Origin of the sequence: Christiangramia sp. (genome assembly GCF_029937855.1) — a bacterium.
Lineage (GTDB): Bacteria > Bacteroidota > Bacteroidia > Flavobacteriales > Flavobacteriaceae > Christiangramia.
The window spans coordinates 91,795-106,370 of the sequence record NZ_JAPYPC010000006.1 but is presented as its reverse complement, the minus strand read 5'-3'; the positions used below and the strand labels follow the sequence as shown (position 1 = coordinate 106,370).

Genomic DNA, 14,576 nt, shown 5'->3' with positions numbered 1-14,576 from the left:
TTTTGCGGAGGTACTATGGCGACCTTGTTTTAAAAGTAAAAATATTATTTCCAGGATTCGCATCAATCAGACTAATATCCCTTAAAACTAATTTTTGAATTTCCTTATTCGTCCCAAGCGAAATCAGGAAGTTCTTTTCTCCGTTTTGCCATACCCTTACTGGCCTTAATATGTTAGCTGTAGTTCCATCTTTATAGGTGACATCTAAGTACACAGGCACAGGATAATTACCCTTATTTTCAATATTGATCTTATAACCTTCTTCAGTAGAAGTCACATTTCCAATAGAAAGATCGACGTAACCAAATTCAAAAATCCAGGGTTTTATTAGCCAGGTTAAATCTTCGGGGGTTGATTCATTGAGTAAAAAAAGAAAATCAAGGGCTGTAGGATGTTTCCCCTTCCAGACACTAACAAACTTCTGAATAAAAGAAGTAAATTCTTCCTGCCCTAAATATTCCCTTATCACCAGAAAAAAAGCTGTTGCCTTTGGATAAGAGTTGTTGTAATAGGTGGGATTTTTGAGATATTTTGATACTGCAAAAATGGGAAAATCTGAATCATATCCTATTCTTCCGTCAAAGTTTTGAAAACCTATCTCATCTTTAAGTGGAGAATTTATACTTCTCAAAAATTCATTGGTTCCATACATGGCCAATCCTTCATCCAGCCAGGCATATTTCGTTTCATTTAAACCTGTAAGAAAGGGAAAATAAGAATGAAAGGTTTCATGGTGGGTAAGCCATCGGCTTCGATGTAAATCCTCAAAAGATCTATCATTGGCCATCATAGGGTACTCCATCATTCCTAATCCGTTAAAAACAGTATGGTTTTCAAAAGGAAAATCGACTTTAGGAAATACCGATGTCATATATTCTATTGATTCTTTCGTAAATTCATTAACTTTCTTAAAATCCTTTGATTTGGGATCATAGGCTGTATGAATAGTCAATAGCCGGTCGCTTTCCCTGTTAACATCTACACTGCGTGCCCCCCAGATATAATTTTTTGCTGTTGCAAAGGCAAAGTCAGGTACCTTTTTCGCGCTGTATTTCCAGGTATTGTCTGTTTTTGATAAGGTTATGTCTTTTCCTATATCAGAAAAGTCAACGATAGCGATTTTTTGTTCAGATTTTTGGGCAGCTTTAAAACGTTCATAAAATTTATCCTTCAATACTTCGGAAGGATTGGTTAATTGCCCGGTGGCCCAAACCAGGTAATTCTCCGGTACGCTTATCTCAACTTCAAAGTCACCAAAATCATTATAAAATTCAGTATTTCCGGTATATGCGTATTTATTCCATCCGTCAATATCATCATACACGGCGATCCTGGGGAAAAAATAGGCTATCATAAATCCGGTATCACTTGTCTGGCCGGTGCGAAGATGTGTTTCTTTGTTCAAAGTATAATTCCAAACCACCACCAACTCAGTTTTTGAGTTAGGCAACATTGGTATTTTTAAAGGAATAACTGTAAAAGTGGCTTCTGAATAGATTTGTTTGCCATTCTGGTTCTTGACATTATTTATAACTAACTCATTCCCAATTTTCAACTCTTCCAAAATAAGCCCTTTGGAAACATCAGAATCATAAATATCCCTATCCCTGGCACTTCCGCTTTTGAAGATATTAGGGAATGTGTGGATGACTATCTCACTTAAAGTATCAGGACTATTGTTGGAATAGGAAATTTTTGAAGAGCCATTTAATTCTCTGGTATCAGGATCAAAAATTATTTCCATCTTATAGTCAGCTGAATTTTGCCAATAGTTTTCACCGGGTTCTCCATTCATTGCTCTCGTCCCATATTCATATGCCTTTTTTAGGTTAAGCGGAATGAAAAAATCTTCGGACTGGGAAGAACCAGTCCAGCAAAAAAAGACAAACAATACTGAACAGATTTGAAATTTCAGAGGATTAACTAACATAGGATATTAAATTACATTATTTATTCGGAAGAATTATTTTCATCACAAAAGGACCAAATTCTATTAGACTCATACACTCCTTCTTCCATACATTATCAAAATTATCGCTGAAATAATAGTACACCGTATTATTGGGCAACAAAATTATCTTGATCCCTCCGTAACCGGGCATATATGGAATACCGCCGTTTTTTGTACCTAGATCTGTTCCTTCAACGTAAAAAACCAAAATCCGTTATCATATCTTAAACTATCATTTGATACTTTCTGGCTGGAATCTTTTTGGGATTTACTATTTCTGAAAATAGTTCCTCATCTAACATCTCACGGTCATTAATAGTTGCTCTGAAGGACCTGCTACATTTCCCTGTAAAGCCTGCTCAACATTCCCAAAGGGATGATCTTCAATTTGTTCGTTCCCTAATACCGAAGCAGAACCTATAAAAGAACTCCTATCTCTTTCCCCGTATCCAGTGACCACTACTTCTGAAAGTTGCTCCTGATTTGGAGTAAGAACTACATTTATAGTAGTTCTTCCATTTATTTTTACTTCCTAGGAAACAAAACCAACAAAAGAAAAAATTAAGATATTTGCACCTTCCGGAACTTCAATAGAATAATTACCATCAAAATCAGTAACCGCTCCTACATCCATACCTTCAAGTGTTACATTAACCCCAGGTAATGGCAAACCATCCTCCTCAGAGTTTACTCTACCCGACACAACAAGGTCCTGAGCATTAACCTGAAAACAGGTCAGGCAAAGAATTAAAATGATTAGAAAAAATTTTCATAAAAGATTTTTACTCGCTGTGAAAAACCATTTAAATTATGAATAATTTTTACAGTTATTTAACGAAATAATGCATATTTAATCCCATAAACAAATTAAAAAACATTTTTTATATTTTTTTAGGTGTTTAACTGTAAAATTTTTAATATAGAGTAAATTCACCATTTTCATTGATGTAAGCCTACTTTTTGTTATATCTCAAAATAGAATCTCCTATACAATTTTGAAATGGATGATTGAGTTTTACAATTCCACTTTTACAAATAAATTCAATCTTAAAAGACCGAGCTGAATAAATACCATTGGTACTTGGCTATGGCCTTGAATGCCTCTAGAGCGAGTATGGTAATTATTCCTATCTATATTTGTATCATTACTGCGTTTTTGCGAGTACCTATGAAAGATTTGATGTTTAGCAGCTATTTTATTTTCCTGAAAAAAATCTACACTTCCCTCGCCGTTGCTATCAGGAAAGGGAGTTCTTGGCGTGAACTATCTTGTGAGGACAAGCTTAGTCATCTAGGACCTAACAATTTTCCTAAGCGTAGTCCACTATCGGATGTCAATGCGAATCGCTACAGCGAGGTCTTTGCCACTATCTATTATGAGTTTTTAATAAATATGCCCGGTTTTTATCGGACAGCAGTTCGCTAAGGTTTCCTGTTGAGCACTTGAAGATTGTGGATTCAACCACCATTAGCCTCTTCAGCGATATATTAAAGGGAGTTGGACGTAATCTTATAAACGGGAAGAAAAAGGTGGTATTAAGATGCATACGATGATTAATGTCATGAAGGACGTTCCTCGTCTTGTTCGCTTTAGCAATGCTGCTACCCACACCTTTCTGAAAGAACTTGAAATCCAAAAAGGTTCTTTCGTGGTATTCGATAAAGCCTATGATTACCGGCAGTATTTTGACTATACAAGCCAGGATATTTATTTTGTAACACGGCAAAAGGAAATGCGGATTATAAGATCATAACCGTTAAAAAAAAGAATTGACCATAGAGTTAAGGCACAATAGTCTATATGGATGAAAAGAACCAGAAAGTATACGAGTTCTTGTCCAATAACTTTTTGTTCAGCCCAAAGAAATGGGAAATATATAAACACAGATGGAAGATAGAAACAATGTTCAATCGCCTCAAACAAAATTTTCCCCTCAAGAATTTCTCTGGAGACAGCCCCAATGCCATTAAAACACAAATATTGTGAGGGCTTATCGTACAGCTATTTGTTGGTAGTGAAAAAAGGACAAAGAAGATCTGGTTAATTCAAAAATGATCATGATGGGACGCTTGCATTTAATGAGCTATATAGACCTGTTTAGTTTCGGGAAAAACCAACCCAAAAATAGGATCACCTTACTAGAAAACCACCAGATACACAACTTTCATTCTTTTAGCTACGCCCTTGCTATTTGAGTCAAAAAAAACGGTCCTATTGGTTAAACCAACCAATAAATCTTAATCCGTATCTTTACCGGAAACTAATGAAGAAAATTATTAGAAACTACTTTTTAATTTCTTTAAAAACTTAAGCCAAATCCACTAAAGTGCAAGTTTTTAACTACTTTTGATACAATAAAAATATTCTTCACCGGCAAGCAGGTTAAAAGGACAAGTTCAGAATTTATTTAAAGCATGACGGAAATTTCGATTATCGAATTGGCCTCTACAGTTTTCATAATTCCGGGAAGTGTTATGATGACTCTTGGAAAGAGCCTTAAAATAAACGCAATTAATAATCTCAATTATAAAGAATGAAATATTTATTAAATAAAAACAAGTCTTCAATCTTAAAAATAATCTTCTTATTTCTTATTTATTCTTTAATTATCTCCTCTTGTAAAAATGAAAATAAAGAAACTGTAAATTCTGAAGATATTACAGTTCCTGCTATTAAAGGGAGTCCCAAAAAACCTTCAGATACTGAAACCCCGGAAGGAATGGTTTGGATTCCGGGAGGAACCTTCGTACAGGGAGCCCGAAAAAACGATGAAATGGCAATGAACCACGAAAAACCGGCACACGAGGTAGCTGTTGACGGATTCTTTATGGATAAGAATGAAGTAACCAATGCTGAATTTCAAGAGTTTGTTGAGGAAACGGGATATGTAACTGTTGCTGAAAAGCCTATAAATTGGGAAGAAATGAAGAAACAACTGCCACCAGGCACTCCAAAACCTGCAGATTCAATCTTACAGCCCGGATCGCTTACTTTTAAAAAAACAAAAAGCAGCGTTCCCAATCTATATGATTATTCACAATGGTGGAACTGGACTATTGGTGCAAATTGGAAACATCCCAATGGACCAGGGAGCAGTATAGAGGGCAAAGAGAATTACCCTGTAGTACATATTACCTTTGAAGATGCACAAGCTTATGCCAAATGGGCCGGAAGAAGGTTGCCTACGGAGGCCGAATGGGAAATCGCAGCCCGAGGAGGAAAAGAAGATGCTATTTTTACCTGGGGCACCGATTCGGAAAAATTACCTGAAATGGCAAATTCATGGGAAGGGGAATTTCCAACTTCCAATACCCTCGTTGACGGTTTTGAAGGAAAAGCACCGGTAAAATCGTATCCCCCCAATCCATATGGATTATATGATATGGCTGGCAACGTTTGGGAGTTTACCCAGGACTGGTACAATACAAATTATTACAAAGATATAAGTGAAAAAAGTATGGTTAAAAACCCGGAAGGAGCGTCAGAGTGGTTTAATCCCAATGCTATGGCCCCCGAAAAGGTCATCAAAGGTGGTTCTTATTTGTGTAATGCTTCTTACTGCGCCAGTTACAGAATATCTGCCCGTATGGCAAATGCACTGGATTCCTCACAGGAACATTTAGGATTTAGAACCGTGGTTAAACCGGAAATGCTTCGGGATAGTTTAAATTAAAATTTTAAACCTTATCTTTATAAGAAACCTCTTACGCTATGATACATATAATCACCACAGGAGGAACTATAGAAGGTCTGGATCGGGATTTAAATAAAAATAAAGCAACTGCTTCTATTCAAGATTTTCTTGAATCAGCAAATGTTTCTTTCCAATTTATCATTGAAGAAGCTATAAGAAAGGATAGTCGTTCTATAACTGAGGAAGACCGTGCGAAGCTGGTTAAAAGTATCCAATTATCTGATTCAGAAAAAATATTGATTACGCACGGTACTTTCACTATGGAACATACCGCAAAATATATAGGCAACCGTAGCCTGAATAAAACTATAGTGCTTGTAGGTTCTTTTATTTTAGGAACTGAAAAAAATACAGATGCACCGTTTAATTTAGGATATGCAATTAGCGCACTACAATTTCTAAAATCAGACGTTTATATCGCTATGAACGGACAAGTGTTTCATTGGAGCAACGTTACCAAGAATTTAGAAACCAATAAATTTGAGCCTAATGAATAAGCGAAATGTTTGGCACCTCAATACATTGGACGACTTTTTTCTACCTATTGTTAGACTCAACAATAGTGATCATTGCTATATTTCAAAATGCAAAAATGAGGCGTCTAAGCCACAGACGATATATTATTCTTGGCTGTTTATATGTTGCTTATAATTTAACTGGCGGATTTTTACCTATAAAAGACTTTCTTCAGCCTCTCATTCTTCAATATGTCATTACCTATGGAGTCGCTATTGCACTATGCACCTACCTTATTTATTATCTCTATAAAGATTATGATATTGTTTTTATAAAACATTATTTCAGTATCCAGAATATTGCAATAATCTTAAGTGTAGGTTTTATCTTATTATTCTTAATACCTTATTTCCTTACCCATTCGCTAGATGCTGCACGGATCCTGTTCACGATCCCGATATCCTTTTTAGGTTTTGTTTTTCTCGGACTCTTTTATAAAAGAATATCGAGGATTCAGAATCCAAATTCCTTTTTTAGAAGACGAAAGAAGCTGGCTACAATAAGCATAGGTTGTATTGTCTTATTACCCATTTTAACTGTAATAGGTGATTACCAATGGTTAACTTTTACCATAATGAATTTTGCATTCTATGTTATTACAGCCCTTGAAATTAACAGATATCTCTATTTCCTCAAAAATCAAGAAAAACTCCGTAGGATAATAAACTTTAATAGTGATCCAAATCAAGATCCAGTCAAGACCAAAATCATTTTTCAAAATTTAACCAGAAGAGAATTTGAAATTGCGTTATTTATTTTATCGGAAACACCCTACAAGGAAATCGCTAAAGATCTTTTCATTGCAGAAAGTACAGTGTCCAAACATGCATCTAATATCTTTAGAAAATCAGGACTAAAAAACAAAAGAGAATTTCTTGATCGTTTTCTTAAGAAAGAAGATTGAAAGTTGATGTTTATCCTCAAAACTTACAATAGTCCTCAACTTTCAAAATTAATAATAAGTCTTCACATAGAATTCCGTATAAAAATACGGGTTTCACCTAATGAAATACGCCATATTATTTAGTGGTTTTTGCAGGCAGAAATTATCTTTAAGGTTGATGATTTCAAAGGATTCTTTAAAGGCTAAATTGGTGGGAGATGGATTTACAATTAGAATCAGAAAAATTTTTAAAAAAATTAAAAGATATTCAGCTGAAAAATGATCTAATTGTAGAGCGAGCTTATCGTTCTATTCAACTATGTCGTAATACACTCTACATTTATAAAAAGGAAATTGTCTCCAAAGGTTTTGAATCGATTGAATCTGAAATCAATTTTTTCAAGGTTACCAAACAAATTCCATTGGTTCAACTAATATATTTTTCAGAGATTCATTCTTTTGAAATTCAATTCCCAAAGGCCGATAAAAACTACCAGCTCAAATTTATCAAGAAGAAAATCCATAAGCTCAACCGTTTCTTTTTGCAAAATCTGGATTTTGACAAATATGCCAATTCACGAGCTCTTTATTTTGATAAAGAATATTATACGAGGGATTACATGGGAAGCTATCATTTAAATATTTCAAAATTCTATTTTCAAGATCCAGATTTTTCTACACCAAGGGATATGCTTTTAGGCCAACTCAAAGCTAATAATTCGTTGGTTAATTATCTGGAAGAGCGATTATTCAAACTCAAAAATAATTTGAACGGTAATAGGATAAACCTTCATCCTACCGAAAAAATACCCTGGCCGTTTTCCAATGCAGATTGGGTGGAGTTGGTCTATGCTCTTTGGGCTGTCGGTCTGAAAAAGCAGAAAGAACTTAGTATAATTCAGGTATCGCAGAAGCTTCAGGAAGTATTTGATTATGAACCAAAAGATATATACAAAGGTTATCGTTATATGAAGAACAGGAAAATAAGCAGGACAATTTTCCTTGATCGCATGGCCACTTCCCTACTTTTTGAAATGGACAAAAGCGAAGAATAAGCCTCTTACATCTATCCCCTTTTAATGTTAAAAAAAGACCCTACTATGATAGACCTATGGTAATTAAACCTAGTGCAAAATTTTTATAGAATTTGTTTCTATTTATAATTAAAAAGATCAGACATGACCCCAAAACAGTACAAATTAGAGTAAATTTCAATATGTTAAATTTTGACCCTACTATGGTCGTACTGGGGAAGAAAACCCAATAATCCTAATCAAATTTGTAGAATGAAAGTCAAATCAATGCAGGGGCTGTCAATTAAAAAGTTTAACCTTTTGGTAGTCCCTTAATTTAAAAAATCATTCTATTATGCCAACAAGTATTATTACCACCGATGATCTCAGGGAATTCAAGCTTGAATTGCTTGATGAGATAAAAGAACTCCTAACCAAGAAAGCTGAGGGGACCCTCAAAAAATATTTAAAATCTTCTGAAGTTATGGCCCTCCTACAGATAAGTCCAGGCACTCTTCAAAACCTACGTATCAACGGAACCTTGCCATACTCCAAAGTAGGAGGAATCATCTATTACGATATTGAAGAAATTCAAAAGCTTATGGCCGAAAATAAGGTGCATCATAATTTTGACTTATAAGCTATGAATTATATTAAGCTACTTAACGCGGCTTTTTCAACGTTTTATTTTGATGACCGCCTGAATCCCACCCATATTAGCCTGTATATGGCCTTGTTTCAGGAATGGAACAGCAGTCGCTTTGCAGATGAATTCTATGTAAATCGTAGAGAACTCATGCGTGTGGCTAAAATAGGATCCAAAACTACCTATCATAGATGTATTACTAATCTACATTCCTGGAACTATCTCTTCTATTTTCCCTCCAACAATCCCTTTAAAGGAAGTAAGATCAAGATGGCCATTATAGGGACAAGTGATGAACCTGTTATGGGACAGTACGATCCCATATTAGAACAGGTGGCGGAACAGTACCGTCCCATTTGTGAACCAGTACTGAACCAGCACAATCCCATTAATGGACAGGTAGTGGGCCCGAACCGTCCCGTGAGTGGACAAGCACTGGTATCTAATATAAACAATACTAAACAAGTAAACATTAATAAACAGCCAAAGGGCAGGCAGGCCGTTATTATTTTTTTTAAAGAAAAAAGTTTTGATGCTGATGAAGGAAAAAAATTCTTTGATCACTACCAAGCTAAGAATTGGAAAACTAGCGATGGGGAAGAAGTTCGAGATTGGCGTGCGTTGGCCATGGACTGGATGGACCGAACAGAATTATTTGCTAAAGAAATCAAACCAAACATAAAACGAGCGTCCCAAAAATGGGACTACTTAAGAACACCTAAAACTGAAGATTATGGAGAACCCCTCTAAAATAAACGAAGGCGGCGTGGAATATTCGCTCGGTAAGTTTGATGGAAAATCTGTGCTTTACGATTTTCCAAGAATACTGATTTACCTGAATGCAAAGGGAAAGTTGCTTTTTGGGGAAAAATTTAAAATCTATGAAGAAGATAAAAATATATTACTAAAACTCTGCTCCTATTTCATTAAGGATCATGATATCTGTAAAAAATATGATATTGATATTCACAAAGGAATTCTATTATCCGGTCCGGTGGGATGTGGCAAAACCAGCCTCATGAAATTATTGAAATATATTGTTCCATTGCAAAAGCCTTATGAGATGATCCCTTGTCGCAATGTAATTTTTAGCTTCAACCATTTAGGTTTTAAAACCATTGAAGATTACGGAAACACAAAATCTTTCTGTTTTGATGACCTTGGCGTAGAACCGGATGGACGATTCTACGGAAAAGATTTGAACGTGATGGGAGAGGTTCTTTTGTCACGTTATGAATTGTATTTACAAACTAAATATAAAATCATTACTCATGCGACCACAAATTTAGGTGCAGAAAAGTTGGAAGAGCGCTATGGTGATCGTGTGCGCAGCAGGATGAGAGAACTATTTAATTTAATCTCTTTTGATAAGGATGCTCGGGATAAACGAAAATAAAGTGAGCTTCTTAAGACCTTAGTAATGAAAATAACTCAACAAAAAACTCCTTACATAGGTCCCGAATACTTAATACAACTTTTAAGAATGCCTCTTTCATCATATTTTTTTTAGGTAGTTATTAATTCCTTTCAAAATATTTAGTGCAGTAAATGTGAAATTTGAACTTTCAGAAAAATAGACTGCCTCATCAACATTGGAAAGAAAACCAAATTCAATTAAAAGCGCTGAACAATATTCAACCGTTTCTCTTAAAACCTGAAAATTGGCAAACTTCACACCTCTGCTTTCAAATCCTAATTGATTTTTTAATGTAGTCTGTAATTGAAAAGCCAGCCAGATGGATTCCTGTGAATAATTTGATTCAGCGTTAGCCACATATACTTCAATACCTCGGACATCTGAATTACCGGAATGATTACAATGCAAGGACAGAAACATATCAGCTTTTAAAGCTTTGGCCAACTTCGTCCTATCCGATAAAGAAATTAGTGTATCTGTGTACCTGGTTAAGTAAATATCCAAAGGTTTATCTAATTCATTATTTAGCTTCAAAATAGCATTGGCAATATTCAAAACAACATCCTTTTCTTGGATGCCATTTACACCAATTGCACCAGAATCTTTTCCACCGTGTCCCGGATCAATAACTATTATTTTTTGATTCGGTATTTCCTGCCCAAAAATGAAACACATTTTTAAGAGCAAAATTATAAAACTGACGTTTTTGAGCACTTCCTTCATTTTTACTTTTCGGGTTATCAACAACTTACTATCCAAATTTCATAGAATTTAATGTCAAATAACACCATCCGAATTTATTTGAATTTAAATAATATTTTATTCACAATTATTTGATTATCAGTTATTTAAAAACAAATATATGTACTTTTCTTATAACGAAAATGAATCAAAAATTTAAAATTTTCAGTTATGAAAAAATCAATCTACCTAGTAACTTTTCTTTCGTTGCTCTCCTCGTCACTTTTCGCTCAAATTGGAGGCATCGAAGATTCTGTTGATGATGTGTCCAATACCATTCGAACCATTTTCCCAATTATTCTAGGGGTTATTTTCCTCATTGGTTTCCTTTTTAATGCAGGACATTTCTTTGGAGAGAATGCAGACCTCAAAAAAGGGATCACCCGAATACTGGTCTTTGTGCTTATTGCAGGCGCAGTTGTAGGAATCTTTACCTATCTAATCTCAATCGTTGTATAATGAAAAAATTTGAGGTCTATAAAAACATCAGGAAACGGGCGGTCATTTTTGGATTACCTATTTCCCTGTTCGCATTGATGATGATTTCCATTATCGCTTCGCTCCTGGTCATCATCTTCTCTTTCAGTTTTAGGATAATTATTACTGCAATGGTATTTAATACAGCAGTCTATATATCATTGACTCGGATAACCAACAATCCACAATTCTTACAAACGGCAAAAGCTTTTCCAAAAATTATCAGCAACAAACAAAACTCAGGCTTTTATTATGGACAAGATTAATCTTTCAAAATATCGACCCATTGCAGATATTCAGGACAATATAATTTTTGCCACGAACGGCAATGTGGTCTTATGTTATGAAGTAATACTACCTGAGATCTATTCCCTATCCGAAAAAGATTTTGAAGAAATCCACGGAAGCTGGTTTCAGGCATTAAAATCCCTTCCAGTTGGCACTGTGGTTCACAAACAGGACATCTATTTAAAAAAGGCCTATTCTTCCGATAAACTACCAAATAAAACTTTTTTGGAAAAAGCTACGCATGATCATTTCCAGGGAATGAAATATATGAAACATCGCTGCTGTCTATTTTTCATATTGACGAAAAATAAAACTTTGAACAATCCAAAGTATGTCAACCCATTCCGAAAGCTTACAAAAGGTATTGAACGGCAAATGGACGATAATGTAAACAGTTTTATAGGGTCGGTAAGTGATTCAGTTTCCTTTATCAATAATAGCAGAAAAATGGAAATTATTCCGCTTGAAGCAAATGGAATCGATGAGCTGACCAACGGGTATTTCAATGGCTTTAACGAAGGTTTTGATACCGATATTCTGTTAGAAAAGTCAAACGTCAATATTGGAGAAAATTATTTTGATGCCCTGGCCATCAATAGCGAACTGTGCTTTGGCGAAAGTGTACAGAGTAGCAAAACCAATGAGAAATTCACATCTGACGATTTTGTATTTCATCAGGGGTTTATTGATGGTTTAGGGCTTACACTGAAAGAAAACCATATTGTCAACCAGATCCTGTATCTGGACGATAAACAAAAATGGCGCAAGCTGCTCGACAAGAAGGTCGAGGAATTGAACAAGAGTTCCAATTTCGGTTCTCAGAATAAAATGGTTCTGGGAAAAATCCAGCATATCCTTGACCAGATCAATGCAGATGACAATGCCCGGATAATCCGTGGCCATTTAAACATAGTTTTCTGGGACAAGAAACCTGAAAATCTAAGTCGAATCGGTTCTAAAATAAAAACGGAGCTTAAAGAACTTGATATTATCCCCTACTATCCCCGTGGAGAAGAACGCAAGAATTATATACTAAACAGTTATTGTTGCTTTTCGACTAATTTTTCCAACGAAGATTTATATGTAACCGATTTAAAACACGCGCTTTGTCTTTTCATCAATAATACCAACTACAAATCGGATTCAACTGGAATCATCTTTAACGACCGGGAACATAACATTCCTGTTCTTAAAGATGTCTGGGACGAACAAAAGAAACGTATCAAGGCACGGAACTTTGCCATTTTTGCACCAACAGGTGAGGGCAAATCTTTTTTGGCTAATAACATCCTACGTCAATACTTTGAAAGTGGGGTTCGCCTGGTCATCATTGATTTGGGAGGTTCTTATACCAAATTTGCCAAACTTTATCCTGGACAATATACCGTGCTCCGCTATGAAAGTGGAAAGAATCTGGGCATTAATCCATTTTACATCAGCCATACAAATGACCTGACACCGGAACGGCTGGAAGATCTATCGGTGTTTCTGTTCGAGCTCTTTACTTCCGATCTGAAAGTCACCAAAGCACAATCAGTTTCGGTCAAAAAGATACTACGCTATTATTACGATAGTACTTCAGAAGATCACTCGTTGGATGGTTTCTATCATTTTATCGAGCGGAACCAAAACGACCTTCTGGATACCCTTAAAATCCATCCTGACTACTTTAATATTACCAACTTCTTACACATCATGTCGGAGTATGTCGGCAATGGTTTATATAGTTTTCTCTTTGAGGTGAGCGAAGACCAGACCTATAAAATTGAAGACAAACGATTGATTGTTTTTGAACTGGATGAAGTCAAAGACAATAAGGAAATCCTATCCGTAATGTTGAAACTGATAAAGTCAGCTATACAACGAACAATTTGGAAGAACCGTGCTGAAAAAGGGATCATCCTATTCGACGAATTTGCCAAGCAACTAAAATTTGAAAACGTACTGGAAAGTGTGGAATTCTACTATCAGGCTATTCGGAAACAGAATGGGGCGATTGGAATTATTCTTCAATCCATCAATCAGCTCCCTCAAAACTCTACATCCGCCAGCATATTGGAAAATACACAGGTTATTTATAGCCTGAATAACGAAAAAGGATATGCAGAATTGGTCAGGCGACTCAACCTATCAAGCCATGATTTGAACCAATTAAAGTCCATCAAGAACAACCTTACAGGAGCACGTAAGTACACAGAAATGTTTATCAAGATTGGTAAGGAAAGTAACATTTTCCGGCTTGAAGTTCCCAGGGAAGTTTACGCCGCCTATCTCACAGACGGACAAGAAAACGACGCTATAATGAAGCTCTATGAGCGACATCAAAATATGGAAAAAGCAATCACGGAATATTCATCTAAAAATTAGAAATCATGAGAACAAAACTTTTAATACTCACACTGGCATTAGCCTTTATTTTCCCTAGCCGTGCTGTGGCCCAGGGAATGCCGGTCTATGACAACACCAACTTTGTAAGTCTGGTTAAGCAGCTATTGGAATCTGGAAAACAAACCGCTAATCTTCTGAAAACTGTAAACTTTTTAAAGGATCAAAAAGAGAGTTTGGAAAAAGTGAATAATGTGGTACGGCAATTAAAAGCAGTACGCGAAATAAGTCGTAACAATCAGCGGCTTATTGCTGTAATGCAAAGCGATTTACGCGATATCCTTAATTCCCCATACATCAAACCAGAGGAAGTGCAAAGAATATCAGAATCGTTCAGTGCTATTGTAGACAATTCATTGGACACAATGGATTTCATAGACGAGATCCTATCCAGTGACTATCTAAAAATGAGTGATGCAGACCGTGCTGAAATATTAAAGCAGAAAGAGTTGGAGTCCAGAGAAATGGTTTCCAATATCACTACAAAAACAAGGCGCTATCGGGATATTATTTCTTTCCGAAGGATGCAGGATAAAATCAATAACCGCGAAACAGCATATTAAA

At 35.6% G+C, this 14,576-nt stretch carries 18 protein-coding genes; 13 read left to right on the top strand and 5 right to left on the bottom strand.

Going from position 1 to position 14,576, the window contains the following annotated elements; all coding sequences use genetic code 11:
- Positions 1-13: 13 nt before the first annotated feature.
- From Q1K34_RS05325 to Q1K34_RS05310, 4 genes are all read right to left on the bottom strand, one after another.
- The gene (locus Q1K34_RS05325) at positions 14-1,744 is read right to left on the bottom strand and encodes a M1 family metallopeptidase (protein ID WP_300435500.1); all 1,731 of its coding nucleotides are present in this window, start codon (positions 1,742-1,744) and stop codon (positions 14-16) included.
- Between the two features lie 202 nt (positions 1,745-1,946).
- The gene (locus tag Q1K34_RS05320) at positions 1,947-2,159 is read right to left on the bottom strand and encodes a hypothetical protein (RefSeq protein ID WP_300435498.1); all 213 of its coding nucleotides are present in this window, start codon (positions 2,157-2,159) and stop codon (positions 1,947-1,949) included.
- Between the two features lie 87 nt (positions 2,160-2,246).
- Positions 2,247-2,411, bottom strand: coding sequence for a hypothetical protein (locus Q1K34_RS05315; protein WP_300435496.1), 165 nt, complete (start codon positions 2,409-2,411; stop codon positions 2,247-2,249).
- Positions 2,412-2,483: 72 nt separating this feature from the next.
- Entirely contained in the window at positions 2,484-2,654 is a 171-nt protein-coding gene (locus tag Q1K34_RS05310; RefSeq protein ID WP_300435494.1) for a carboxypeptidase-like regulatory domain-containing protein, read from the bottom strand.
- An 838-nt stretch (positions 2,655-3,492) separates the two neighbouring features.
- On the opposite strand from Q1K34_RS05310, the gene Q1K34_RS05305 reads away from it, so the two are divergent.
- The 9 genes from Q1K34_RS05305 (at position 3,493) to Q1K34_RS05270 (ending at position 10,100) form a co-directional block, all read left to right on the top strand.
- Positions 3,493-3,705 (top strand): hypothetical protein, encoded by a 213-nt coding sequence (locus Q1K34_RS05305; RefSeq protein ID WP_300435492.1) that lies wholly within the window; start codon positions 3,493-3,495, stop codon positions 3,703-3,705.
- Positions 3,706-3,752: 47 nt separating this feature from the next.
- The gene (locus Q1K34_RS18010) at positions 3,753-3,938 is read left to right on the top strand and encodes a transposase (RefSeq protein WP_367183304.1); all 186 of its coding nucleotides are present in this window, start codon (positions 3,753-3,755) and stop codon (positions 3,936-3,938) included.
- Between the two features lie 547 nt (positions 3,939-4,485).
- Positions 4,486-5,625: a formylglycine-generating enzyme family protein gene (locus tag Q1K34_RS05300; RefSeq protein ID WP_300435490.1), complete on the top strand. Its 1,140-nt coding sequence runs from the start codon at positions 4,486-4,488 to the stop codon at positions 5,623-5,625.
- 38 nt (positions 5,626-5,663) lie between these two features.
- Positions 5,664-6,143, top strand: coding sequence for an asparaginase domain-containing protein (locus tag Q1K34_RS05295; protein WP_300435488.1), 480 nt, complete (start codon positions 5,664-5,666; stop codon positions 6,141-6,143).
- Between the two features lie 95 nt (positions 6,144-6,238).
- A complete protein-coding gene (locus Q1K34_RS05290) occupies positions 6,239-7,066 on the top strand; it encodes a LuxR C-terminal-related transcriptional regulator (protein WP_300435486.1) in 828 nt (275 codons plus the stop codon).
- Positions 7,067-7,263: 197 nt separating this feature from the next.
- The gene (locus Q1K34_RS05285; RefSeq protein WP_300435483.1) at positions 7,264-8,100 is read left to right on the top strand and encodes an RteC domain-containing protein; all 837 of its coding nucleotides are present in this window, start codon (positions 7,264-7,266) and stop codon (positions 8,098-8,100) included.
- 313 nt (positions 8,101-8,413) lie between these two features.
- Positions 8,414-8,698 carry a helix-turn-helix domain-containing protein gene (locus Q1K34_RS05280; RefSeq protein ID WP_300435480.1) on the top strand — a complete coding sequence of 95 codons (285 nt, stop codon included), beginning with the start codon at positions 8,414-8,416 and terminating at the stop codon, positions 8,696-8,698.
- A gap of 3 nt (positions 8,699-8,701) precedes the next feature.
- Positions 8,702-9,454, top strand: a complete 753-nt coding sequence (locus Q1K34_RS05275; protein ID WP_300435478.1) for a hypothetical protein — start codon at positions 8,702-8,704, stop codon at positions 9,452-9,454.
- Complete coding sequence (locus Q1K34_RS05270; RefSeq protein ID WP_300435475.1) at positions 9,438-10,100, top strand: ATPase; 663 nt, start codon at positions 9,438-9,440, stop codon at positions 10,098-10,100. The genes Q1K34_RS05275 and Q1K34_RS05270 overlap by 17 nt, the downstream gene beginning before the upstream one ends.
- Positions 10,101-10,199: 99 nt before the next feature.
- Here the strand turns inward: Q1K34_RS05270 and Q1K34_RS05265 are convergent, their stop codons facing one another.
- The gene (locus Q1K34_RS05265) at positions 10,200-10,844 is read right to left on the bottom strand and encodes an N-acetylmuramoyl-L-alanine amidase (protein ID WP_300435472.1); all 645 of its coding nucleotides are present in this window, start codon (positions 10,842-10,844) and stop codon (positions 10,200-10,202) included.
- Between the two features lie 189 nt (positions 10,845-11,033).
- On the opposite strand from Q1K34_RS05265, the gene Q1K34_RS05260 reads away from it, so the two are divergent.
- The 4 genes from Q1K34_RS05260 to Q1K34_RS05245 are packed head-to-tail and all read left to right on the top strand — an operon-like array spanning position 11,034 to position 14,575.
- Complete coding sequence (locus tag Q1K34_RS05260) at positions 11,034-11,321, top strand: hypothetical protein (protein WP_300435470.1); 288 nt, start codon at positions 11,034-11,036, stop codon at positions 11,319-11,321.
- Positions 11,321-11,605, top strand: coding sequence for a hypothetical protein (locus Q1K34_RS05255; RefSeq protein WP_300435467.1), 285 nt, complete (start codon positions 11,321-11,323; stop codon positions 11,603-11,605). The genes Q1K34_RS05260 and Q1K34_RS05255 overlap by 1 nt, the downstream gene beginning before the upstream one ends.
- A complete protein-coding gene (locus tag Q1K34_RS05250; protein ID WP_300435464.1) occupies positions 11,592-13,994 on the top strand; it encodes a TraG family conjugative transposon ATPase in 2,403 nt (800 codons plus the stop codon). Before Q1K34_RS05255 ends, Q1K34_RS05250 begins: the two co-directional genes overlap by 14 nt.
- A 5-nt stretch (positions 13,995-13,999) precedes the next feature.
- Positions 14,000-14,575 carry a conjugal transfer protein gene (locus Q1K34_RS05245; RefSeq protein WP_300435463.1) on the top strand — a complete coding sequence of 192 codons (576 nt, stop codon included), beginning with the start codon at positions 14,000-14,002 and terminating at the stop codon, positions 14,573-14,575.
- Position 14,576: the final 1 nt, after the last annotated feature.

Bases quoted from the DNA above. Each gene is read 5' to 3' on its own strand.
- Q1K34_RS05325 (WP_300435500.1), bottom strand. From the start codon at position 1,744: ATGGAAATAATTTTTGATCCTGATACCAGAGAATTAAATGGCTCTTCA.
- Q1K34_RS05305 (WP_300435492.1), top strand. From the start codon at position 3,493: ATGCATACGATGATTAATGTCATGAAGGACGTTCCTCGTCTTGTTCGC.
- Q1K34_RS18010 (WP_367183304.1), top strand. From the start codon at position 3,753: ATGGATGAAAAGAACCAGAAAGTATACGAGTTCTTGTCCAATAACTTT.
- Q1K34_RS05300 (WP_300435490.1), top strand. From the start codon at position 4,486: ATGAAATATTTATTAAATAAAAACAAGTCTTCAATCTTAAAAATAATC.
- Q1K34_RS05295 (WP_300435488.1), top strand. From the start codon at position 5,664: ATGATACATATAATCACCACAGGAGGAACTATAGAAGGTCTGGATCGG.
- Q1K34_RS05290 (WP_300435486.1), top strand. From the start codon at position 6,239: ATGAGGCGTCTAAGCCACAGACGATATATTATTCTTGGCTGTTTATAT.
- Q1K34_RS05285 (WP_300435483.1), top strand. From the start codon at position 7,264: ATGGATTTACAATTAGAATCAGAAAAATTTTTAAAAAAATTAAAAGAT.
- Q1K34_RS05280 (WP_300435480.1), top strand. From the start codon at position 8,414: ATGCCAACAAGTATTATTACCACCGATGATCTCAGGGAATTCAAGCTT.
- Q1K34_RS05275 (WP_300435478.1), top strand. From the start codon at position 8,702: ATGAATTATATTAAGCTACTTAACGCGGCTTTTTCAACGTTTTATTTT.
- Q1K34_RS05270 (WP_300435475.1), top strand. From the start codon at position 9,438: ATGGAGAACCCCTCTAAAATAAACGAAGGCGGCGTGGAATATTCGCTC.
- Q1K34_RS05265 (WP_300435472.1), bottom strand. From the start codon at position 10,844: ATGAAGGAAGTGCTCAAAAACGTCAGTTTTATAATTTTGCTCTTAAAA.
- Q1K34_RS05260 (WP_300435470.1), top strand. From the start codon at position 11,034: ATGAAAAAATCAATCTACCTAGTAACTTTTCTTTCGTTGCTCTCCTCG.
- Q1K34_RS05255 (WP_300435467.1), top strand. From the start codon at position 11,321: ATGAAAAAATTTGAGGTCTATAAAAACATCAGGAAACGGGCGGTCATT.
- Q1K34_RS05250 (WP_300435464.1), top strand. From the start codon at position 11,592: ATGGACAAGATTAATCTTTCAAAATATCGACCCATTGCAGATATTCAG.
- Q1K34_RS05245 (WP_300435463.1), top strand. From the start codon at position 14,000: ATGAGAACAAAACTTTTAATACTCACACTGGCATTAGCCTTTATTTTC.